Source organism: Krasilnikovia cinnamomea (genome assembly GCF_004217545.1).
Classification (GTDB): domain Bacteria; phylum Actinomycetota; class Actinomycetes; order Mycobacteriales; family Micromonosporaceae; genus Actinoplanes; species Actinoplanes cinnamomeus.
Genome location: NZ_SHKY01000001.1, coordinates 4,650,473 through 4,668,778, shown reverse-complemented (window position 1 = coordinate 4,668,778; position 18,306 = coordinate 4,650,473). Strand labels below are relative to the sequence as shown.

At 74.2% G+C, this 18,306-nt stretch carries 14 protein-coding genes; 3 read left to right on the top strand and 11 right to left on the bottom strand.

Annotated features, from left to right (window positions below; genetic code table 11):
- Positions 1-22: 22 nt before the first annotated feature.
- Both EV385_RS21295 and EV385_RS21290 read left to right on the top strand, forming a co-directional pair.
- A complete protein-coding gene (locus EV385_RS21295; RefSeq protein ID WP_130511053.1) occupies positions 23-952 on the top strand; it encodes an MHYT domain-containing protein in 930 nt (309 codons plus the stop codon).
- A gap of 83 nt (positions 953-1,035) precedes the next feature.
- On the top strand, positions 1,036-2,673 hold the full coding sequence (locus EV385_RS21290) for a glycoside hydrolase family 13 protein (RefSeq protein ID WP_130511052.1): 1,638 nt from the start codon (positions 1,036-1,038) through the stop codon (positions 2,671-2,673).
- A gap of 21 nt (positions 2,674-2,694) precedes the next feature.
- Here the strand turns inward: EV385_RS21290 and EV385_RS21285 are convergent, their stop codons facing one another.
- Genes EV385_RS21285 through xylA form a run of 3 tightly spaced genes read right to left on the bottom strand, consistent with a single transcriptional unit; the run spans position 2,695 to position 6,731 of the window.
- Positions 2,695-4,101, bottom strand: coding sequence for an MFS transporter (locus EV385_RS21285; protein ID WP_130511051.1), 1,407 nt, complete (start codon positions 4,099-4,101; stop codon positions 2,695-2,697).
- A gap of 9 nt (positions 4,102-4,110) precedes the next feature.
- On the bottom strand, positions 4,111-5,526 hold the full coding sequence (xylB, locus tag EV385_RS21280) for a xylulokinase (RefSeq protein WP_130511050.1): 1,416 nt from the start codon (positions 5,524-5,526) through the stop codon (positions 4,111-4,113).
- Between the two features lie 17 nt (positions 5,527-5,543).
- Positions 5,544-6,731, bottom strand: coding sequence for a xylose isomerase (gene xylA, locus EV385_RS21275; protein ID WP_130511049.1), 1,188 nt, complete (start codon positions 6,729-6,731; stop codon positions 5,544-5,546).
- 92 nt (positions 6,732-6,823) lie between these two features.
- On the opposite strand from xylA, the gene EV385_RS21270 reads away from it, so the two are divergent.
- The gene (locus EV385_RS21270; RefSeq protein WP_130511048.1) at positions 6,824-8,017 is read left to right on the top strand and encodes an ROK family transcriptional regulator; all 1,194 of its coding nucleotides are present in this window, start codon (positions 6,824-6,826) and stop codon (positions 8,015-8,017) included.
- A 62-nt stretch (positions 8,018-8,079) separates the two neighbouring features.
- Here the strand turns inward: EV385_RS21270 and EV385_RS21265 are convergent, their stop codons facing one another.
- The 8 genes from EV385_RS21265 to EV385_RS21230 all read right to left on the bottom strand — a co-directional run bounded on the left by EV385_RS21265 (position 8,080) and on the right by EV385_RS21230 (position 18,281).
- Entirely contained in the window at positions 8,080-9,792 is a 1,713-nt protein-coding gene (locus tag EV385_RS21265; RefSeq protein WP_130511047.1) for a VWA domain-containing protein, read from the bottom strand.
- Positions 9,793-10,045: 253 nt separating this feature from the next.
- On the bottom strand, positions 10,046-11,107 hold the full coding sequence (locus EV385_RS21260; protein WP_130511046.1) for a lactonase family protein: 1,062 nt from the start codon (positions 11,105-11,107) through the stop codon (positions 10,046-10,048).
- A gap of 27 nt (positions 11,108-11,134) precedes the next feature.
- Positions 11,135-11,731, bottom strand: a complete 597-nt coding sequence (locus tag EV385_RS21255) for a GTP-binding protein (protein ID WP_130511045.1) — start codon at positions 11,729-11,731, stop codon at positions 11,135-11,137.
- Complete coding sequence (locus tag EV385_RS21250; RefSeq protein ID WP_130511044.1) at positions 11,712-12,098, bottom strand: DUF742 domain-containing protein; 387 nt, start codon at positions 12,096-12,098, stop codon at positions 11,712-11,714. The genes EV385_RS21255 and EV385_RS21250 overlap by 20 nt, the downstream gene beginning before the upstream one ends.
- Positions 12,088-12,507 carry a roadblock/LC7 domain-containing protein gene (locus EV385_RS21245; protein WP_130511043.1) on the bottom strand — a complete coding sequence of 140 codons (420 nt, stop codon included), beginning with the start codon at positions 12,505-12,507 and terminating at the stop codon, positions 12,088-12,090. Before EV385_RS21245 ends, EV385_RS21250 begins: the two co-directional genes overlap by 11 nt.
- Positions 12,508-15,372 (bottom strand): sensor histidine kinase, encoded by a 2,865-nt coding sequence (locus EV385_RS21240; RefSeq protein WP_130511042.1) that lies wholly within the window; start codon positions 15,370-15,372, stop codon positions 12,508-12,510.
- Between the two features lie 279 nt (positions 15,373-15,651).
- Complete coding sequence (locus EV385_RS21235; RefSeq protein ID WP_130511041.1) at positions 15,652-16,146, bottom strand: hypothetical protein; 495 nt, start codon at positions 16,144-16,146, stop codon at positions 15,652-15,654.
- A gap of 278 nt (positions 16,147-16,424) precedes the next feature.
- Positions 16,425-18,281 (bottom strand): M48 family metallopeptidase, encoded by a 1,857-nt coding sequence (locus EV385_RS21230; RefSeq protein ID WP_242624990.1) that lies wholly within the window; start codon positions 18,279-18,281, stop codon positions 16,425-16,427.
- Positions 18,282-18,306 lie beyond the last annotated feature (25 nt).

Below are 18,306 nucleotides of genomic sequence, written 5' to 3'. Positions count from 1 at the left end.
AACGTACGCGAGGTACGGCCCAGTGGCCCACGTCCATCACTTCACCTACGGCGCCTTCAATCCGGTCGCCGCGTACCTGTTGGCGTTCCTCGGATCCTTTCTCGGCCTGCTCAGCACCGGGCGCGCCCGCAGCGCCCGGACGCGCGGGCGACGCACCCGCTGGCTGATCATCGCCGCGTTCGCGATCGGCGGCGGCGCCATCTGGCTCATGCACTTCGTGGCCATGCTCGGCTTCGAGGTCCCGGCCAGCCCCGTCCGGTACGACCCCCGCCTGACCGTGGTGAGCCTCGGCCTGTCCGTGATCACGGTCGGTGTCGGGCTGATGGTGGTGGGCCACGGGCGGCGCAGCTTCCCGAAGACCGTGGTGGCCGGCATCCTCACCGGCGTCGGGGTGCTCGCCATGCACTACACCGGGATGGCGGCCATGCACGTGTCCGGCGCCATCCACTACGAACCGGGCCTGGCCGGGGCGTCCGCCGTCATCGCCATCGTGGCCGCGACCGTCGCCCTGTGGTTCACCGTCTCGGTCCAGGGCTGGGGGCGGGTCACCGCGGCTGCGGCGATCATGGGCGTCGCGGTGTGCGGCATGCACTACACCGGCATGGCGGCCATGCGGGTCGAGCTGAGCGAGGCGGTGCGCACCCAGGTCACCGGGCTCCGGCCCATGCTGATGATCGTGCCGATCACACTGCTCAGCGCCGCCACCATCCTCGGGCTCGCCCTGAGCGCGCTGCAGGCCCTCACCGAGGAGGAGTTCACCGACGGGGCCGGTACCCCGCGGCGCGGCGTACACGCGGACAGCACCGGCTGGTCGCTCAAGCAGGCGTCGCTGTCGGCCATGCGCCGCGCGCCGGGCACCCGGCCGTCGCCGCGCCCGGTCGCACCGCGCCTGCCCACCCAGGAAACGGTCGTGGAGCCGGTCATGGAGCAAGCCTCGGCCGTCACCTCCTGACGCCCGAGCGGCCGGGTGGGGGTGCCGGGGTCACGGCCGGGGAGCCGCGCGGCGCCCGGGGCACCGGCCGATAGCCTGGGCGTATGCAGCCCTCCGCCGACTGGTGGCGCAGCGCCGTCATCTACCAGATCTATCCGCGCTCGTTCGCCGACAGCGACGGCGACGGCATGGGCGACCTGCCCGGCATCACCGCCCGGCTGGGCAGCCTGCGCGACCTCGGGGTCGACGCGGTGTGGCTGTCCCCGTTCTACCCTTCGCCCCAGGCCGACGCCGGGTACGACGTCGCGGACTACCGCGACGTCGACCCGCTGTTCGGCCGCCTGGCGGACGCGGACAAGTTGATCGCCGAGGCGCACGGGCTGGGCCTTCGGGTCCTCGTGGACCTGGTGCCGAACCACACCTCCCGCGCCCACGCCTGGTTCCAGGCCGCGCTCGCCGCGCCGCCGGGCAGCCCGGCACGGCAGCGCTACCTGTTCCGCGACGGCCGCGGACCCGGCGGCGACGAGCCGCCGAACTCGTGGCCGAGCGTCTTCGGCGGGCCCGCCTGGGAACGGGTCGTCGGCCCGGACGGCAAGCCCGAACAGTGGTATCTGCACCTGTTCGACGTGAGCCAGCCCGACCTCAACTGGGCGGACCAGGCGGTCCGGGACGAGTTCGTCGACGTGCTGCGGTTCTGGCTCGACCGGGGGGTCGACGGCTTCCGCGTGGACGTCGCGCACGGCCTGATCAAGCAGGCCGACCTCGCCGACTGGCACTATCCGAACGCCATTCTCGGCGGGCTCGGTCACGAGGGGCCGCCGCCGCCCATGTGGGACCAGGAGGGGGTGCACGAGATCTACCGCGAGTGGCGCGCCGTGCTCGACGAATACCCCGGGGAGCGGATCCTGGTGGCGGAGGCGTGGGTGCAGCCCGCCGAACGGCTCGCCCGGTACGTGCGCCCGGACGAGATGCACCAGGCGTTCAACTTCGAATATCTGGAGGCGCCCTGGGCTCCGGGCGCGCTGCGTACGGTCATCTCGGGCAGCCTCGCCGCCAACGGCGCGGTCGGGGCGCCGACCACCTGGGTGCTGTCCAATCACGACGTGGTGCGGCACGTGACCCGGCTGGGCTACCCCGTGGGCGAGGCCCGGCGGCACGGCATCGGCGCCGAGGACCCGCAGCCCGACGCGGGACTGGGGCTGCGCCGGGGGCGGGCCGCGACGCTGCAGATGCTCGCGCTGCCCGGCTCGGCGTACCTGTATCAGGGCGAGGAGCTGGGCCTGCCGGAGGACACCCGGATGCCCGACGACGTCCGGCAGGATCCGGCGTGGTTCCGGTCCGGGCACACCGAGAAGGGCCGGGACGGGTGCCGGGTGCCGATCCCGTGGGAGGCCGACGCCCCGTCGTACGGGTTCGGGCCCTCGGACGCCAGCTGGCTGCCGCAGCCGGGCGTGTGGGCGGAGTTCGCGCTGGACCGCCAGCGTGGTGTGCCCGGCTCGACGTACGAGCTGTACCGGTCGGCGCTGCGGCTGCGTCGTGAGCTGGCGCTGGGCACCGGCACCCTGACGTGGGTCGACTCGCCGGGCGACGTGCTCGCGTTCCGCACCGGTGACGTGCTGGTGCTGACCAACTTCGGCGCGGCCCCGGCCGAGCTGCCCCCGGGCGCCCGGGTGCTGTTGAGCAGCGAACCGCTCACCGCCGACGGCCGGGTACCGCAGGACGTCACGGTCTGGGTTCGCTGAACCCGGGACGTACGCGAAGGCTCACGGCCTGGCCGGGCCGGTCTCGATGGCCGACGCGCGCGCCGCCAGCAGGGCGGCGTGGGTGTCGGCCATGTCGCGCGCCACCGTGCGCGACGCCAGCCAGTACATGACCCCGGTGGGGATGAAGAACAGCTGGAACCCGGCGAGCCCGATCGCGTAGTTCAGCGGTGGGGGGAACCCGCCCGCCAGGCCCCGGAACGCGGCGCCCACGAGCGCGTTGCCAGCGGCCCGGCCGACGCCGTTGACCAGGTTGCCGAGGCTGTACACCGTGCCGCGGTGCTCGGGCGGGTTCACGTCGGCGATCATCGCGAACCAGTTCGGCGAGTTCGCCGAGGTCAGAGCGAGCGCGAACACGGCGGTGGCCAGGCAGGCGCCCACGGTCGGCTCGGTGACCACCTCGGCCAGCACGGCCCGCAGCACCGTGCCCGCACCGGCGCCGTCGGGCACGGCGATGCGCATCGGCACGAAGAACAGCACGACATAGAACGGTACGGCCGCCAGCACACCCACGGCGGCGACCAGGGCCCGCCCGCGCGGGGTACGGCGTTGCAGCCGGTCACCGACCAGACCGCCCAGAATGGACAGTGCCCCGCCGATCTGGAACAGCGTGGCGAACACGCTGCCGACCAGCACCGCCGTCCCGGACGAGTAGCCCTGCGCCTCGGCCCGGGAGCGGAACAGCACCGGCAGCCAGACCAGCGAGCCGAGCGCGATCTGCGCCGAGAAGCCCTGCAGGATCAGCCACACGTTGGTCCGGCGGCCCAGGATCTTGGGCAGGTCGTCGCGGTGGATCCGCTCGTCGTACTCGACCCCGGCCAGCTCGGGCTGGCTGTCGCCGCGCGGCACGTCGTACGTCAGCAGGTACGCCGTGGCGGCCACCACGCCCGCGGCCGAGACCACGAGGAACGGGCGCCGCCAGTCGTCGTGGCCCAGCAGCCCGCCGAGCATCGTCCCGGCCAGCGTGCCGACACCCTGCGAGAGTCCCCAGAAGCTCATGGCCAGGCCCCGGCGGCGCGGCGAGATCAGGTCGCTGACCACCGAGAAGCTGACCGACGCGACCCCGCCGAGCCCGATCGCGGCGACGACCTGGGCCAGCAGGAAGACCGGGTACCCGCCGGCCAGGCCGGACCAGGCGGTGCCGATGACCCAGATGGCCGTGCCGGCCAGCAGCACCGGTTTGCGGTGGGTGCGGTCGCCCACGTACGCCCAGGCGACCGAGGCGACCGCGCTGATCAGGAACATCGCCGTGGTGGCCAGCGCAACCCTGGCCTCGCCGACGTCGAAGGCGGTGGCGATGCTGCCGTACAGCGGCGGGACCAGGCCGATCGCGACGTTGTCCAGGGAGGCCAGGATGACGAAGACGACCACGCTGTAGCCGCGATGCGCCGCACCGCCCCGGATCGTCACCGTGGCAGGTTACCGGGATTCGCGGTCCACCACGGCGTCGCGGGCGCCCGCGTACCGCTCTCTGATCCGTGGCACGCGGTCCGCCTCGTAGGGCTGCGGGGCGGCGGTCGACCAGGCCGGTGGTTCGTCCCCGCCGGACAGCACCCAGGCGGCCTGGCGGGCGGCGCCGTCGGCGACGTACTCGCCGGGCGGGGGCACCAGGACGGGCAGGCCGAACACCTCGGGTGCGATGCGGCGTACGGCCTCGCTGCGGGCGCCGCCGCCGACCAGCACGATCCGGTTGGTCCGGGCGCCCTGCCGCACGAGGGCGTCCAGGCCGTCGGCGAGGGCGCACAGCATGCCCTCGACCGCGGCCCGGGCCAGGTGGGCCGGGGTCGAGGTGCGCAGCGTGAGGCCGTGCACCGCGCCGGTGGCGTGCGGCCGGTCCGGAGTGCGCTCCCCCTCCAGGTACGGCACCAGGACCAGCCCGTCGGCGCCCGCCGGTGCGCTCAGCGCGAGCCGGGACAGCCCCTCGTGGTCGACGCCGAGCAGCCGGGCCGCCGCGTCGAGGACCCGGGCGGCGTTCAGGGTGACCACGATCGGCAGGAACCGGCCGGTCGCGTCGGCGAAGCCGGCCACCGTGCCGGTGGGGTCGTTCGGCGCCGCGTCGGTGGGGACGAACACCGTGCCGGAGGTGCCGATCGACACCACCACGTCGCCGGGCCGGGCACCGGCGCCCAGGGCGGCGGCGGCGTTGTCGCCCGCGCCGGGACCGAGCGGGACGCCGCCCGGCAGGGTGCCCGCGACCTCGGTGGGACCGAGCACCCGGGGCACCGCCAGCCGCCTTCCGAAGCCGAGTTCCAGCAGGTCGTGGCGGTACTCGTTGGTGCGCGCCGACCAGTAGAGGGTGCCGCTGGCGTCGCTGCGGTCCGTACGCAGAGCATCGAGGTCGTGGGCGCCGCCGAGCCGCCAGGTGAGCCAGTCGTGCGGGAGGCAGACCGCGGCGACGCGGGCCGCCTCGGCCGGCTCGTGGCGGGCCAGCCAGCGCAGCTTGGTGAGGGTGAAGCTGGCGACCGGGACGATGCCGACCGCGTCGGCCCACGCCCGCCGTCCCCGGTCGCCGCCGCCGAGGTCGTCGATCAGTTCGGTGGCGGCGCCCGCGCTGCGGGTGTCGTTCCACAGCAGGGCCGGGCGCACGACCGCGCCGTCCGCGTCCAGGCACACCATGCCGTGCTGCTGACCGGCGACCGAGGCGGCGGCCACGTCGTCGAGGCCGCCGGCCTGGTCGACGGCCTGGTTCAGCGCCGCCCACCACGCGTCCGGGTGCACCTCGGTGCCGTCCGGGTGGGCGGCGCGCCCCTGCCGGATCAGCGCGCCGGTCCCGGCGTCACGGATCACCACCTTGCACGACTGGGTGGACGAGTCGATGCCCGCCACGAGGCTCATGACCCGCGCCCCCGGGTTCAGCGGGCCCGCAGCAGGTGCTCGACCGCGAGCTGGTGCAGCGCGACGAAGCCGTACCCGGTGGCGCCGACCGCGTCCGGGTCGAAGTCCTCGAACGCGCTGCGGTCGGCCAGCAGGTCGGCGTACGTCTCGCCGGCGCCCAGGGTGGGCGTGGCCAGCTCGTCCACCCGGGCCGCGCGCAGCGCCGCCTGCACCTCGGGGTCGGCGCGGAACGCGGCGGCCCGCTCCTTGAGCAGCAGGTACATGCGCATGTTGGCGGCCGCCGACGCCCACACCCCGTCGGCGTCCTCGGTACGCGACGCCTTGTAGTCGAAGTGCCGGGGACCGTCGTACGCGCGCCCGCCGCCCGGTCCGCCGAACTCCAGCAGGTCCACCAGCGCGAACGCGTTGATCAGGTCGCCGTGGCCGAAGACGAGGTCCTGGTCGAACTTGGGGCCGTGCTGGCCGTTCAGGTCGATGTGGAACAACTTGCCGTGCCACAGCGCCTGGGCGATGCCGTGCATGAAGTTGAGGTTGGCCATCTGCTCGTGGCCGACCTCGGGGTTGACGCCGAACAGCTCCGGGCGGGCGAGGCTCTGCACGAACGCCAGGGCGTGCCCGACCGTGGGCAGCAGGATGTCGCCGCGCGGCTCGTTGGGCTTGGGTTCGATGGCGAAGCGCAGGCCGTACCGGCTGTCGACCGAGTACTGGGCGAGGAGGTCGAGGCCCTCGCGGTAACGGTCGAGGGCGGCGCGGACGTCCTTGGCGTGGTCGTACTCGGCGCCTTCGCGGCCGCCCCACAGCACGAGCGTCTCGGCGCCGAGTTCGGCGGCGAGGTCCATGTTGCGCAGCACCTTGCGCAGCGCGTACCGGCGGACCGAGCGGTCGTTGCTGGTGAAGCCGCCGTCCTTGAAGACCGGGTGGGTGAAGAGGTTCGTGGTGATCATCGGTACGGTCAGGCCGGTCTCGTCGAGCGCCTTGCGGAACCGGGCGATGGTGGCGTCGCGCTCGGGCGCGGGAGCGCCGAACGGCACCAGGTCGTCGTCATGGAACGTGATGCCGTACGCGCCCAGGTCGGCCAGCCGGTGCACGGCCTCGACCGGGTCGAGCGGCGGCCGGGTGGCGTCGCCGAACGGGTCGCGGGCCTGCCAGCCGACCGTCCACAGGCCGAATGAGAACTTGTCCTCGCGCGTGGGCTGGACCGACACGGTTACCTCCACGGAATCAGCGGGGCGATTTGTTTATTGGTTGAATTATTTGGCGGGCGTGTGGCATTGTCAAGGCTGTGCATACCCGCCCGATGGCCGCGCACCCTCGCCCGCTGGCGGCGGCCGACGTGCCCGTGCGGCAGTCCAGCGTGCGGGCCCACAATCTCGCACTGGTCCTGCGCCAGGTGGCGGAAAGCCCGGATCCGATGTCGCGGGCGGCGGTCGCCACCGCCACGGGGCTCACCCGCGCCACCGTCTCCGCCCTGGTCGACGACCTGATCGCCGGGGCGCTGCTCGCCGAGGTCGAGCCCGCCCCGCGGACCGGGGCGGGGCGGCCCGCGGCCGGGCTCATCCTCAACCCCGCCGGGCCGGCCGCCCTGGGCCTGGAGATCAACGTCGACTACCTGGCCGGGTGCGTCGTCGACCTCACCGGGACCGTCCGGCACCGGCTGGTCGAGCACGCCGACCAGCGCCCGGCCGGCGCCCGGGCCGCCCTGGCCGCGCTCGGCGAACTGGCCGGGCGCCTGCGGACCCGGGCGGCCGCCGACGGCCTGGACGTGGCCGGGGCCGCGGTGGCCGTACCCGGGCTGGTGGCCGCCGACGGGCTGATTCCGGTCGCGCCCAACCTGGGCTGGCAGGACGTGCCCGCGGCGGCACTGCTCGGCGCCGTCCCGGCCCTGGCCGGCGTGCCGATCACCCTCGACAACGAGGCCAATCTGGCCGCGCTCGGTGAGCTGCGCGCGGGCAGCGGCGCGCGCAGCTTCGTACACGTCTCCGGCGAGATCGGCATCGGCGCGGGCATCGTGCTCGACGGCGTCCTGTACCGCGGCGTCCACGGCTGGAGCGGCGAGATCGGGCACCTGCCGGTACATCCCGACGGGCCGCCGTGCCGCTGCGGCGGGACCGGCTGCCTGGAGCTGTACGCCGGGCAGGAGGCCATCCTGCGGGCCGCCGGTGCGCCCGCGCTCGACGGGCTCGACCTGGCCGCGCCCGCCACCCGGGCCGCGCTGGCCGCCGCCGGCAGCGCGCTGGGGATCGCCCTGGCCGCGGTCGTCAATCTGCTCGACGTCGACACGGTCGTGCTCGGTGGCGGCTACGCCCCGCTCCTGCCGGGACTGCGCGCCAGCCTCGAGCAGGAGCTGCGCCGCCGGGTGCTCACCGCGAATCTCGCGCCCGTGTCGTTGCGCCCGGCCACGCTCGGCGCGGACGCCGCGATGCGCGGGGCCGCCGACTCCGTGATCCGCGCGGTGCACGCCGACCCCGCGGCCTGGCTGTCCCGCACCTGAGGCCGGGGAAACGCGACGGCCGCCGCTCCCCGGATGGGGGTGCGGCGGCCGTCAGCGAGCGGTCAGCGGTTGGCGCCGGTACGCGACGAGATCGCCTGCAGGAAGATCTCGGAGATCTTCGCCGGGTCCGGGGCGACGAAGACGCCACCCGAACTCGTCGCGTTCGCGATCGCCTGCAGCTCGTTGCTGTCCACCTCGTTGCCGATACCGATGATCACCATGCGGACCGGGCGCTTCGGGTCGTTGAGCTTCTTCAGCTCGGCGACCAGCTGGTCACGGCTGATGCCGTCGGCGTTCTCGTTCTTGCCGTCGGTGAACAGCAGGACCGAGTTGACCCGCCCCGGCTGCCAGCTGTCCTGCACGTTCTTGTACGCGGCCAGCGCCGTGTCGTACAGGCCCGTGGCACCGTTCGGCTTGGGGGTGAGCCGCCCGATCGACGCCTGGATCTCACTGCGCGCGGAGGTCAGCGGGCTGATCGGGACGATCTCCCGATAGGGCCGCTTGCCGTCCAGCTCGGTGGAGAACACCCATACGCCGACCGCCCATCTGTCGTCGAACAGGCTGAGCCCCGCCGCGGCGGCACGTTGCGTCACCTGGGCCCGGGTCAGGTTGTTCGCCGTCGGCACCTCCTTGAGCATGGAGCCCGAGACGTCGAAGACGGCCAGCGCCCGGCCCGGCAGGGTGATCGCGGCCCAGCTACCGAGCGCCTGGCTGAGCGCTGCGGCGTCGAGGCCGCTGGCGGCCGCCCCGCCCTTGGCCTCGTCACCGGAGGTGCCGGCGGTGGCCGGTGGCGTCGCCGCCGGGGCACCCACGGGAGCCTGGAAGCCGGCGCCGGCCGAGCCGTCGGGGCCGCGCAGGCCCACGGACGCCAGGGCGTTCTTGAAGTCGGGCTGCTGCAGCGCCTGGCGCAGGCCGGTCGCGGCGGCCGCCTTGGTCAGGTCGACCTCGGGCATGACCGCGAACGGGTAATCCAGCGGCGGCGGCATCGGGTCCAGGTACAGCGCGGCGAGCTGGATCGGCGGGCCCTCGGCGTTGTACGCGACCACGTCCTCCTCGGACAGCGGCGCGGCGCTCAGGCTGCTGGCGATGTCGTTGGCCTCGCCCGAGTGCGGGAACTTCTGCAGCAGGTCGTCACGCAGCGCGGAGCTGCCCGCGGCCAGTGCCCGCAGCGCGCCGACCTTGGCCGCCTGGGCGTTCGGGCCGGCGCCCGCGGCCTGTCCGAGCGCCATCAGGCCGGCGAGACCGGCCGCGTCGCGGGTCGGCTCCACGATGCCGGTGCGCAGCGTGTTGCTGGTCATTAGCTTGCCCAGCAGGTCCTTCCAACCCAGCTTCTTGTCCGGCCAGCCGACGGCCTGCTCGGCGACCGGCTTCGGCATGGCGACGACGATCGGGCTCTGCGCCACCGAGGCCCCGTCGGTGGGTACGAAGCCCGAGGCCTCCGACTTGAGCCGCAGCAACCAGGTGCTGGAGTCGGCGATCCACACGTCCTGCGTCTCCACCGACTGCGGGGCGGAGCCGAGCCCGACGAGCGTGACCTGATGTTCGCGCGCGATCGCGGCGGCCATGGTGGCCGGGTTGATCGCGGTGACACCGACGGCGACGCAGGTCCCGTTGACCTGGGCGCCGCCCGAGGTCCACTTCTGGGCGGCCTGCTCGACGGCGGGCGCGATCTCGGGCGCCGCGGCGACGTTCAGCTTGATCGAACCCGTACAGCCGGAGTCGGCGAGCTGCCGGTAGCCGAGCCAAGACCCGGCGAGGATGACGACGATCGCCATCGCGGCACCAACGACGCCCGCTCCGCGGAGATTGAAGTTCCTGCGATGGCGACCTGACACGCGGTCAATACTGCGCATCTCGCGAGCTGATTGCCATATACGTTCGGACGAAAGTTACTCGGATTGGAAGTTCGGGACTACTTCAAGACTCTCCGTAGTTGAGTGATCTCACGCCGTGCGGAGCACTGAGGCCTATCGGCCGGTCCAGGACATAAATCTAGAAGATCCTGAATGTCCGGTATTGCTCGTCGGATCACGTGCTCGGCAACCACCGCAGTAAGCAGGTCGGGCTCGACTCCCCCACCGGCTCCCCCTGCATGCGGGGCACGCCGGTGTCCGCGTCGAGCCGGAACACCGTGACATTGTGTGATCGTTCGTTCGCTACATACAGATGATCCGCCATGAGGGCGAGATGCCGGGGCCAGGTCCCGCCCGTGGGCACCTCCGCGACCAGCACCGCCGTCGCCCCGTCCCACGCGAACGCCGAAATCGTGTCCGGGCCGCGGTTGGCCACGTACACGAAACGGCCGTCGCGGCCCGCCGCCAGCTCCGAGGGATGGTTGGCCCCCAGCGTGGTACTAGCCGGCACGTCACCGATCAGGCGCAGGCCGCCGTCCGGGCCGCCCGGCCGATACCAGGCCAGGTCGCCCCGCAGCTCCCCGACCAGCAGCAGCGCCCCGTCGGCCGAACGCAACAGGTGGCGCGGGCCGGTCCCGGCAGCGGCCACCACCGCCGGCGCCACCAGCGTCAGCCGGCCGGACGCCGGGTCCAGCCGGCACCGCCACACCCGGTCCGAACCCAGATCGGTCACCAGTACGTCGGGGCCGTGCGGGTCGGGCGAGACCATGTGCGCGTGCGCGGCCGCCTGGCGGTCGGCCACCGGGCCGGACCCCTCGAAATCCAGCAGGTCGCGGCGCGGGCCGGGCACCCCGTCGGCGTCCAGCGCAAGCACCGCGACGCTGCCGCTGCCGTAGTGCGCGACCAGCAGGTGCCGTCCGTCCGCCGCGACCGCCAGGTGACACGGATGCTGCCCACCGGTCGGCTGGACGCCCAGCGGCGCCAGCTCACCGTCCACGGCCACCGCGAACGCGCTCACCGCGCCGGTGTGCAGCTCGTTCACCGCGTACAGGACCGGCCGGGTGGGGTGGCGAGCCAGGAACGACGGCGACGGGGTACGCGCGGCCACGCCGAGTCGGGTCAGGTCCCCCGTCGCCGGGTCACGGCGCAACAGCGCGATGCCCTCACCCTCGCCGCCGGTCTCCCCCGTGTAGCAGCCGACGAAGACGAACTCACCTTGGGAGCTCACACCCAGCATCCAATCAGAGCCCGGCGCGCCGGGCGGTCAGCGGCCCGCCGTGGCGAGCTGGCGGCGCGCCACGTACTCGACCAGCTCGATCAGCACGTTACGGGCGGCCAGCGGCTGCCGCGCGTCGAACAGCACCACCGGCACGTCCGGGTCTAGGTCCAGGGCCCGGGCCACCGCCTCGGGGGCGAACTGCTGCGCGTCGTCGAAGCAGTTCACCGCGACCACGAACGGCGTGCCCCGCTGCTCGAAGTAGTCGATCGAGGGGAAGCAGTCCGCCAGCCGCCGCGTGTCCGCCAGCACCACCGCACCCAGCGCACCCTGCGACAACTCGTCCCACAGGAACCAGAACCGGTCCTGCCCGGGCGTGCCGAACAGGTAGAGCTGCAGGTCCTCGGTGATGGTGATGCGACCGAAGTCCATGGTCACCGTCGTGGTGCGTTTGCCCTCGACACCGGAGATGTCGTCGCCACCGTCGACCCCGGTGAGCACCTCCTCGGTCTGCAACGGGCGGATTTCGCTCACCGAGCCGACCATCGTGGTCTTGCCCGCGCCGAACCCGCCGGCGATGAGAATCTTGAGCGCGACGGGGATGCGTGCGCGCGACGCGTCCCGGTCAGAGCGCACGGAGTCCATTGACAACCGCCTTGAGTACGTCGACGTCGTGCGGCTGCGAGGCCGCGGGAGGTTCGTACAGCGAGATGAGCCCCGCCGAGCGTAGATCACCGAGCAAAACCCGGACGACCCCGACCGACAGGTCCAACATGGAGGCCAGCTCGACGATCGAGATCGGCTCCCAGGCCGCGGTGACGATGCCCCGGTGCTCCGGGAGCAGGTTCGGCAACGCGGGCACGTCGGCGATGGTGGCCACCACGAATGCCACCAGGTCGAAATCCCCACCGGCCGGCGCGACCCTGCCCTGGGTCACCGCGTACGGCCGGACCACGGGACCGGCGTCGGCGTCGAGCCAGTCGTGGGACGGGCGCGAGAAGTCAGCGGGCATCGAACGGCGCCACGAAGGGCCGGTCCGGTGCGCCCATGAACTCCCCGACCCGGGTCACGAGCATCGCCATCTCGTACGCGATCAGTCCCAGGTCGGCGTCGCTGGCCGCCAGCACCGCCAGGCACGCCCCCTGCCCGGCCGCCGTGACGAACAGGAACGCCGACTCCATCTCGACCACGGTCTGCCGTACCGGGCCCGCCTGGAAATGCCGGCTGGCGCCCTTGGCCAGGCTCTGGAAGCCGGCGGCCATGGCCGACAGGTGCTCGGCGTCGGCCCGGCTGAGTCCGGCCGACGCGCCCATCATCAGGCCGTCGGCGGAGAGCACCACGGCCTGCTCGGTGGACGGCACCCGATCGACGAGGTCGTCGAGCAGCCAGCTGAGGTTCGCGCTCTGGTTCGTCTGTGCCACTTATGCGTCCTTCTCCGGCCGGTTCCCATGGTCGTCCTGCGTGGCGGTGCCACCGCCGTCCCCCGCGCCGGGCGGCGGCGCTGAGGTTTGATCCGGACCCGCCGTGTCCCGCACGGCCGGAAGCAGCACGGTAGCCGCCTCGCTGAAGCCCTTGTCCTCCGGCGCGCCCGCCTCCGCTGGCGCGGCCGGCTGCACCGGCACCGCCGGTGGGTCGCCGGCGCGGCGCGGCGCGCCCGCGGCGGCCTGCCGCCCCCGGATGGTGCCCCGCTGCAACGCGCTCATCAGGTCGCGGACGCGTTCCGGGGAGCGGGCAGGCACGGCGGCCAGTGGGGCCGCCGGCTCCCGCAGCTGCGGTACGAGATTCGCCTGGCGCACCCGCCGGGGCAGCCCGTCCAGGCTGGACGGCTCCACCGCCGCGTCGGCGTCCGGGGCGGCGGAGAGCGGGACCCCCGCGGTGCCGGACCTCCCGTTTCCGCCGGGGTGCTCGGTGGACGGCCGCCCGGGACCGGTGCCGGGCCGGCCCGGACCGGGACGCAGCAGCGGGTCCGGGCGCTCCAGCCCGGCCGGGAGCACGGTGGCCCCGTTGCGCTGGGGCGCGCGCCGGGGCGCGGTACGCCGGCGCCGCACGAGACCGTCCGCGCTGAGCCCGTCCACCACCGCACTGCGGCTGGGCCCCCCTCCGGCGGTTCGCGGCTGGTCCGCCTCGCCGCCGGGGGCGGCCCCGCCGTCGAGGACCGGTTCGGCGTCGTGGCCCGCTTCGGCGTCGTCGTCCGGTTCCGCCCCGGCGACGGTGCCGTCGAGGGTGACCGGGCGGCCGGTGACCGTGATGGAGCGCAGTTCCTCCGCACCCTGCCACTGCAGCGCCGCCAGCGAGCGTCGCGCCGGGTCCTGCGTACCGGAACCCACCAGGGGGCGGTCCCACGCCTTGTCCGCGGGCGACGGGCCCGCGGGCAGGGCCGGTTGCCCGGGCCCGGGCGGTGCGGCCGTGACCAGCTCGCCCGGGATGAGCACGACCGCGGTGACGCCGCCGTACGCGGACGGCCGCAGCGACACCCGGACGCCGTGCCGCCCGGCGAGCTGCGCCACCACGAACAGGCCCAGCCGGGCGCTGTCGGCCGGGTCGAAGTCGGGCGGCTCCAGCAGGCGGCGGTTGGCGTCCTCGATGGCCTCGGCGGTCATGCCGAGGCCGCGGTCCTCGACCTCCAGGGCGTACCCGTTGGGCAGGATCTGGCCGATCACCTCCACCCGGGTGTGCGGCGGGGAGAACGACGCGGCGTTCTCCAGCAGCTCGGCCAGCAGGTGGATCACGTCGCCGACCGCGCGCCCGAGGACCGCCGAGGACTCCACCGAGCGGATGTCGATCCGCTTGTAGTCCTCGACCTCGCTGATCGCGCCACGGATCACGTCGATGACCGGCACCGGGTTGCGCCAGCCCCGGCCGGGCGCCGCGCCCGCGAGGATGACCAGGTCCTCGGCGTGGCGCCGCATGCGGGTGGCGAGGTGGTCGACGCGGTACAGGTCCTCCAGCTCGCGCGGCTCGGTCTCCCGGCGTTCCATCTTGTCCAGCAGCGCGAGCTGGCGGTGCAGCAGCGTCTGGCTGCGCCGGGCGATGTTGAGGAAGACCTCGTTGATGCCGCGCCGGACGTTCGCCTCCTCCACCGCGGACTGGACCGCGGTGCGCTGCACCTCGTTGAAGGCGTGTCCGAGCTGGCCGATCTCGTCGCGGCCGTACTCCAGCGGCGGGGTTTCGACGTCCACGTCGACCGCCTCGCCGCGCTGCAGCCGCCGGATCACGCCGGGCAGCCGCTCACCGGCCATCTCCAGGGCCTCGCCGCGCAGCCGGATGAGCCGGCCGACCAGCGAGCGGCCGACCCGTACGGAAACGAAGATCGAGGCGGCGACCGCGACCAGCCCGAGGATGCCGGCCGCGCCCAGGCGGCCCAGCACCCGCATCGCCAGCGGGGTGGCCCGCTGGGCCAGCGAGTCCGCGGCGGCCAGCTCGAACGCGCGCAGCTGCTCGGTGGAACTGTCGTAGACGGGCTGCCAGTCCGTGCCGCCCACCGGCGACTTCTGCCCCACCTGGCCGGTCTCGACGAGCACGTCCTGCATCTGCCGCAGGCGGCTGAACGCGGGTCCGGCGCTCAGCCGCTGGAACGCGGCCCGGTCCGCCGGGGGCAGGTCGGCGACGCCGTCGGCCAGCAGGAACCGCGCGGTCGCGATGGACTGCAGCAGTTCGTGGCGCAGGTCCGCGGTGAGCCGCCCGGCCGCGTCCGCGCCGGCCAGCAAAGAGTCCGTCCGGCTGAGGTACTCCTGGCCGCGGCCCACCGTGGTGAGCGCGCGGACCTGCCGGTCGATCAGCTCGTCGTTGAAGGTCGCGGTGGCGGTGAACAGCTGGAAGCCGGCGTCGACGATCGTGTTGTACAGGCGTTGGGCGGCCACCGGGTCAAGCTGGCGCAGATCGACCTGGGCGCGGTTGCCCGCGAGCCCGTCGAGGTCGGCGATGAGTTCGGCGATCCGGGTCCGCAGGGTCTGGCTCGCCGCCTGCTGGGCGTCCGGCCCGGTCGCGCTGCGGCGGAAGGTCGCGACCGCGCGGTCGGTCACGGCGCGCTGGGCGTCCAGGGCGGTGGGCTGGGCGGCGGTACTGGCCAGGAACGCCACGGTGAGGCGGCGCTCGCGCTGCAGCTCCCCGACCAGCGCCTCGCCGGGGTGGCCGACCGTGTCGAGCAGCGTACGGGCGGACAGCAGGTTGAACGCCGGTCCGGCGGTGAGCACCGTCGCGAAGATCCAGAGCGCGAGCAGGGCCGTGAGTGGCACCGTCACCAGCGCGATGATCTTGGAACGGATCGACCAGTTGCGGGTTCTCATCAGGCTCCGCCCGAGGGGGTCAGCAGGGGACCGGCGGCACACCACCCATCACGGTCGTCAATGCCTGACGAACCGTCCCGGGCCGCGCGCGCCTTCGGCAGAATACGTAATGGGGGCCCGGGGAGCCACCTCCAAGGCGTACCGGATGAACTCTTTATGTCCTTTTTGGTCGCTGAGTTTGGCACTGTTCTGTCCATCGACGAGAACCAGGAGGCGGTCGCACCGAATTGGACCGTCCTCGCCGGGGCGCCCGGCGCGTGGCGGCGGCGCCCCGAGCCCTCAGTGCGCCTGGTGCCGGGCCGGGCCCGACCCGGCGGCAGCCTCTTCGCGCACCTCGGCCTCCGTCGGGGTGGGCGACGGGCTCGGTGAGCCGGTGTCCTGGCCACCGCCGGTCGGCTCGGTGCCCGGGTCGCTCGGCGTGGCGGCCGGGTCCGGACTCGACGATGGCGCCGAGGCGGGTGTGGTGGGCGTACCGGTCGGCTCGGCGGACGGGGTGGTGACCGTGGGTACCGGGCTGGGCGACTTGCGCGCCCGCGGGGTGCCCGACAGCGGTGCGACCCTGGCCCGGGGGCGGGTGTCCAGCACGACGGACGGGTCCTGCGGTGCGGCCGCACCGGCGCCTCCCGCGCCCTTGCCCGCGTTCTGCTGCACGACCGCGGGTGGCTTGTCGATGGACGGTGTGGCGACCGGTCCGAACTGGGCACCGAGCCACATGGCGGGGCCGAGGCCGACCGCGACGATCGCGGCGAAGAGCGCCACGGGTTCCCGGTTCATCGGCGCCCCCTCCCCTGTTCGCTAAGAACATCGCGTTTCGCTCGGGATCGATCTACCCACCTTGGGCGACGGTCATGCAAAGCCTCTGCGGCATGCCATGGTCACGCTGGGTGCGGTGCTGGCCGGGCATGCCCTCCTGGCCCTCGCCGCGCTCGGTGCAGTCGGTCATGCCGGGTGCGAACCCCCGATGTTCAGTGTGGCCCGAACCAGCGGCCCGGTTGCTGATACGTCGGAAGTCGGCACCTATCCATAGGCACGGAAATGGGGGGCCGGTCGGTTCACCCGGAGTCGGACGTTGCGCGCGTACGGGCGAGAAAGGCCACCGCGTCGTCGAGGGCCGCCCAGCCCCCGGGCAGCTCGTCGGAGTCCAGCGCCGCCCGCACGCTCAGCGTGGCACCATCGCGAAGCCGCAGGTCCCAGGCCCGGGGGGCCCGCCGGGTGCGGGCGGCACCGGCCACCTCCGTGTACGGCACGAACCGGCCGCCCGGCGCCGCCGCCTCCCGTTCGCCCGCGTCGGCGGCCGCGAACCGGGCGAGCCGCCGCTTCGCCGAGCCGTTGTGCGCGCGGGGCAGCCCGGGCACCAGGAACAGCCCGGTGTCCACGATGAGTACGTCGGTGCGGGCCCCGTCGACCACCAGGTTGACCACCCCGCCGACGACCTCCGCCCGGCCGTCGGCCGACCGGTCGCCGGTCGCGGCCGGGTCGACACCCAGCGCTGCCAGCCGGTCCCGGGCCTCGGCGACCGTGGCGGGGTCGGCGACCAGGGCCGCGGGCCCGGACAGGTCGAGGTGGCCGCCGTCGAGGGTGACGAGTTCGGCCGTACCCGTCCAGTTGTGCCGCCATCGGGCGACGCCGCTGCGCAGCGCGGCGAGCGCCAGCAGCAGGGTGACCAGCTCCACCTCCCGGGCGGCGGCCTCGTCGGCGGGCAGGTCTGGCAGGACCGACTCCGCGACCTTGCGTAGCCGTCCGTCCGCGGCGAGGTCGAGTACGTCGGCCGCGCTGGTCACGGGCGTCCCGGCGGCGCGGGAGATGGTCGCCAGGGCGGCACCGGCCTCCCGTTCCATCTCGGAGGTGCGGGCCGCGCCGAAGAAGGTGTCCCAGTCCACGGCGGTGCGCCCCTGCGGCGGGTACGCGACCGCCTGCAGCGCCCGCCCCAGGCCGGGCAGGTCGGGCACCGGCTCGGCCGCGGGCCCCGGCGGGGGCTCGGGGACCGCCGGAAGCGCGGCGAGGCGCTCGGCCCTCGGCGGGTGGGTGTCCCACGGTCCCGGGTCGGGCAGCGGCCGGGCGCGCAACCGGGCCGCCTCGTCGGCGCGCGCGGCCAGCATCCGCAGGAAGCCGCCGAACAGGTCGTCCGGGGTGTGCCCGGCCTGCCAGCCGGGGGCGACGTACTCGGCGCGGAACAGGCGTTGCAGGGCGTCCAGGGTGGGCAGGTCGGTGAGCACCGCGGCGGTGGCCGCGGTACCGGCGAACTCGGCGGCGACCCGATCGGCGGCGAACTCCTGGGCCCGGCTGAACGGCGCGTCGAGCCGCCGGTACAGCCGGGCGTACGCGCGCAGCACCGGCCCGGCGGGGTTGCCCCGGCGGATCCGGGGGATGCCGCGGCCGACCGCCACCCGTCCCCGGTACGCCAGCGGGGCGAGCCGCGCGTCCCGGCCGGAGAAGTGGGCCAGCTCGTGCGCCACGACCGCGCGCAGGCGCGGGACGTCCCATGCCTGCAGCAGCGGCAGCCCCAGGTACAGGTCGCGGCGGCCGCCGATCAGCCCCAGCAGGCGGCTGCGCTCGCGCAGCGTGGCGGCGGCCTCCGCGACGACGGTGACGGTGTCCGGCGCCCGGGTCCCGGCGGCCCGCGCGGCGGCGTCCACCAGTTCCCACAGGTGGGGGGCGTCGGCGCGGCTCACCGGCACCCCGGTGGGCTGGGCGTGCCGGGCGCGCAGGGCCTGCCACGTCGCGTACGCCAGCACCCCGACCGTGGCCATGCACAGCGGCGCGCCGACCCGCGCGGCGAGCGCGCCGGGCAGCATCGCCAGCAGCAGCAGGACCAGCACCGCCACGAACGCGAGCTGGGCCACCGCGACGGCGAGGAACCCGGCCAGCGCGACGGCCGACGTCATCGCCCGCACGCCGTGCCCGTTCACGCGGGCAAGCCTAGAGGCGCCCCGG

What these genes read in the sequence shown, in the direction of transcription:
- EV385_RS21290 (WP_130511052.1), top strand. Translation starts at nt 1,036, where the DNA reads ATGCAGCCCTCCGCCGACTGGTGGCGCAGCGCCGTCATCTACCAGATC.
- xylB (WP_130511050.1), bottom strand. Translation starts at nt 5,526, where the DNA reads ATGAGCCTCGTGGCGGGCATCGACTCGTCCACCCAGTCGTGCAAGGTG.
- EV385_RS21270 (WP_130511048.1), top strand. Translation starts at nt 6,824, where the DNA reads ATGGCCGCGCACCCTCGCCCGCTGGCGGCGGCCGACGTGCCCGTGCGG.
- EV385_RS21265 (WP_130511047.1), bottom strand. Translation starts at nt 9,792, where the DNA reads ATGGCGATCGTCGTCATCCTCGCCGGGTCTTGGCTCGGCTACCGGCAG.
- EV385_RS21260 (WP_130511046.1), bottom strand. Translation starts at nt 11,107, where the DNA reads ATGCTGGGTGTGAGCTCCCAAGGTGAGTTCGTCTTCGTCGGCTGCTAC.
- EV385_RS21255 (WP_130511045.1), bottom strand. Translation starts at nt 11,731, where the DNA reads ATGGACTCCGTGCGCTCTGACCGGGACGCGTCGCGCGCACGCATCCCC.
- EV385_RS21250 (WP_130511044.1), bottom strand. Translation starts at nt 12,098, where the DNA reads ATGCCCGCTGACTTCTCGCGCCCGTCCCACGACTGGCTCGACGCCGAC.
- EV385_RS21240 (WP_130511042.1), bottom strand. Translation starts at nt 15,372, where the DNA reads ATGAGAACCCGCAACTGGTCGATCCGTTCCAAGATCATCGCGCTGGTG.
- EV385_RS21235 (WP_130511041.1), bottom strand. Translation starts at nt 16,146, where the DNA reads ATGAACCGGGAACCCGTGGCGCTCTTCGCCGCGATCGTCGCGGTCGGC.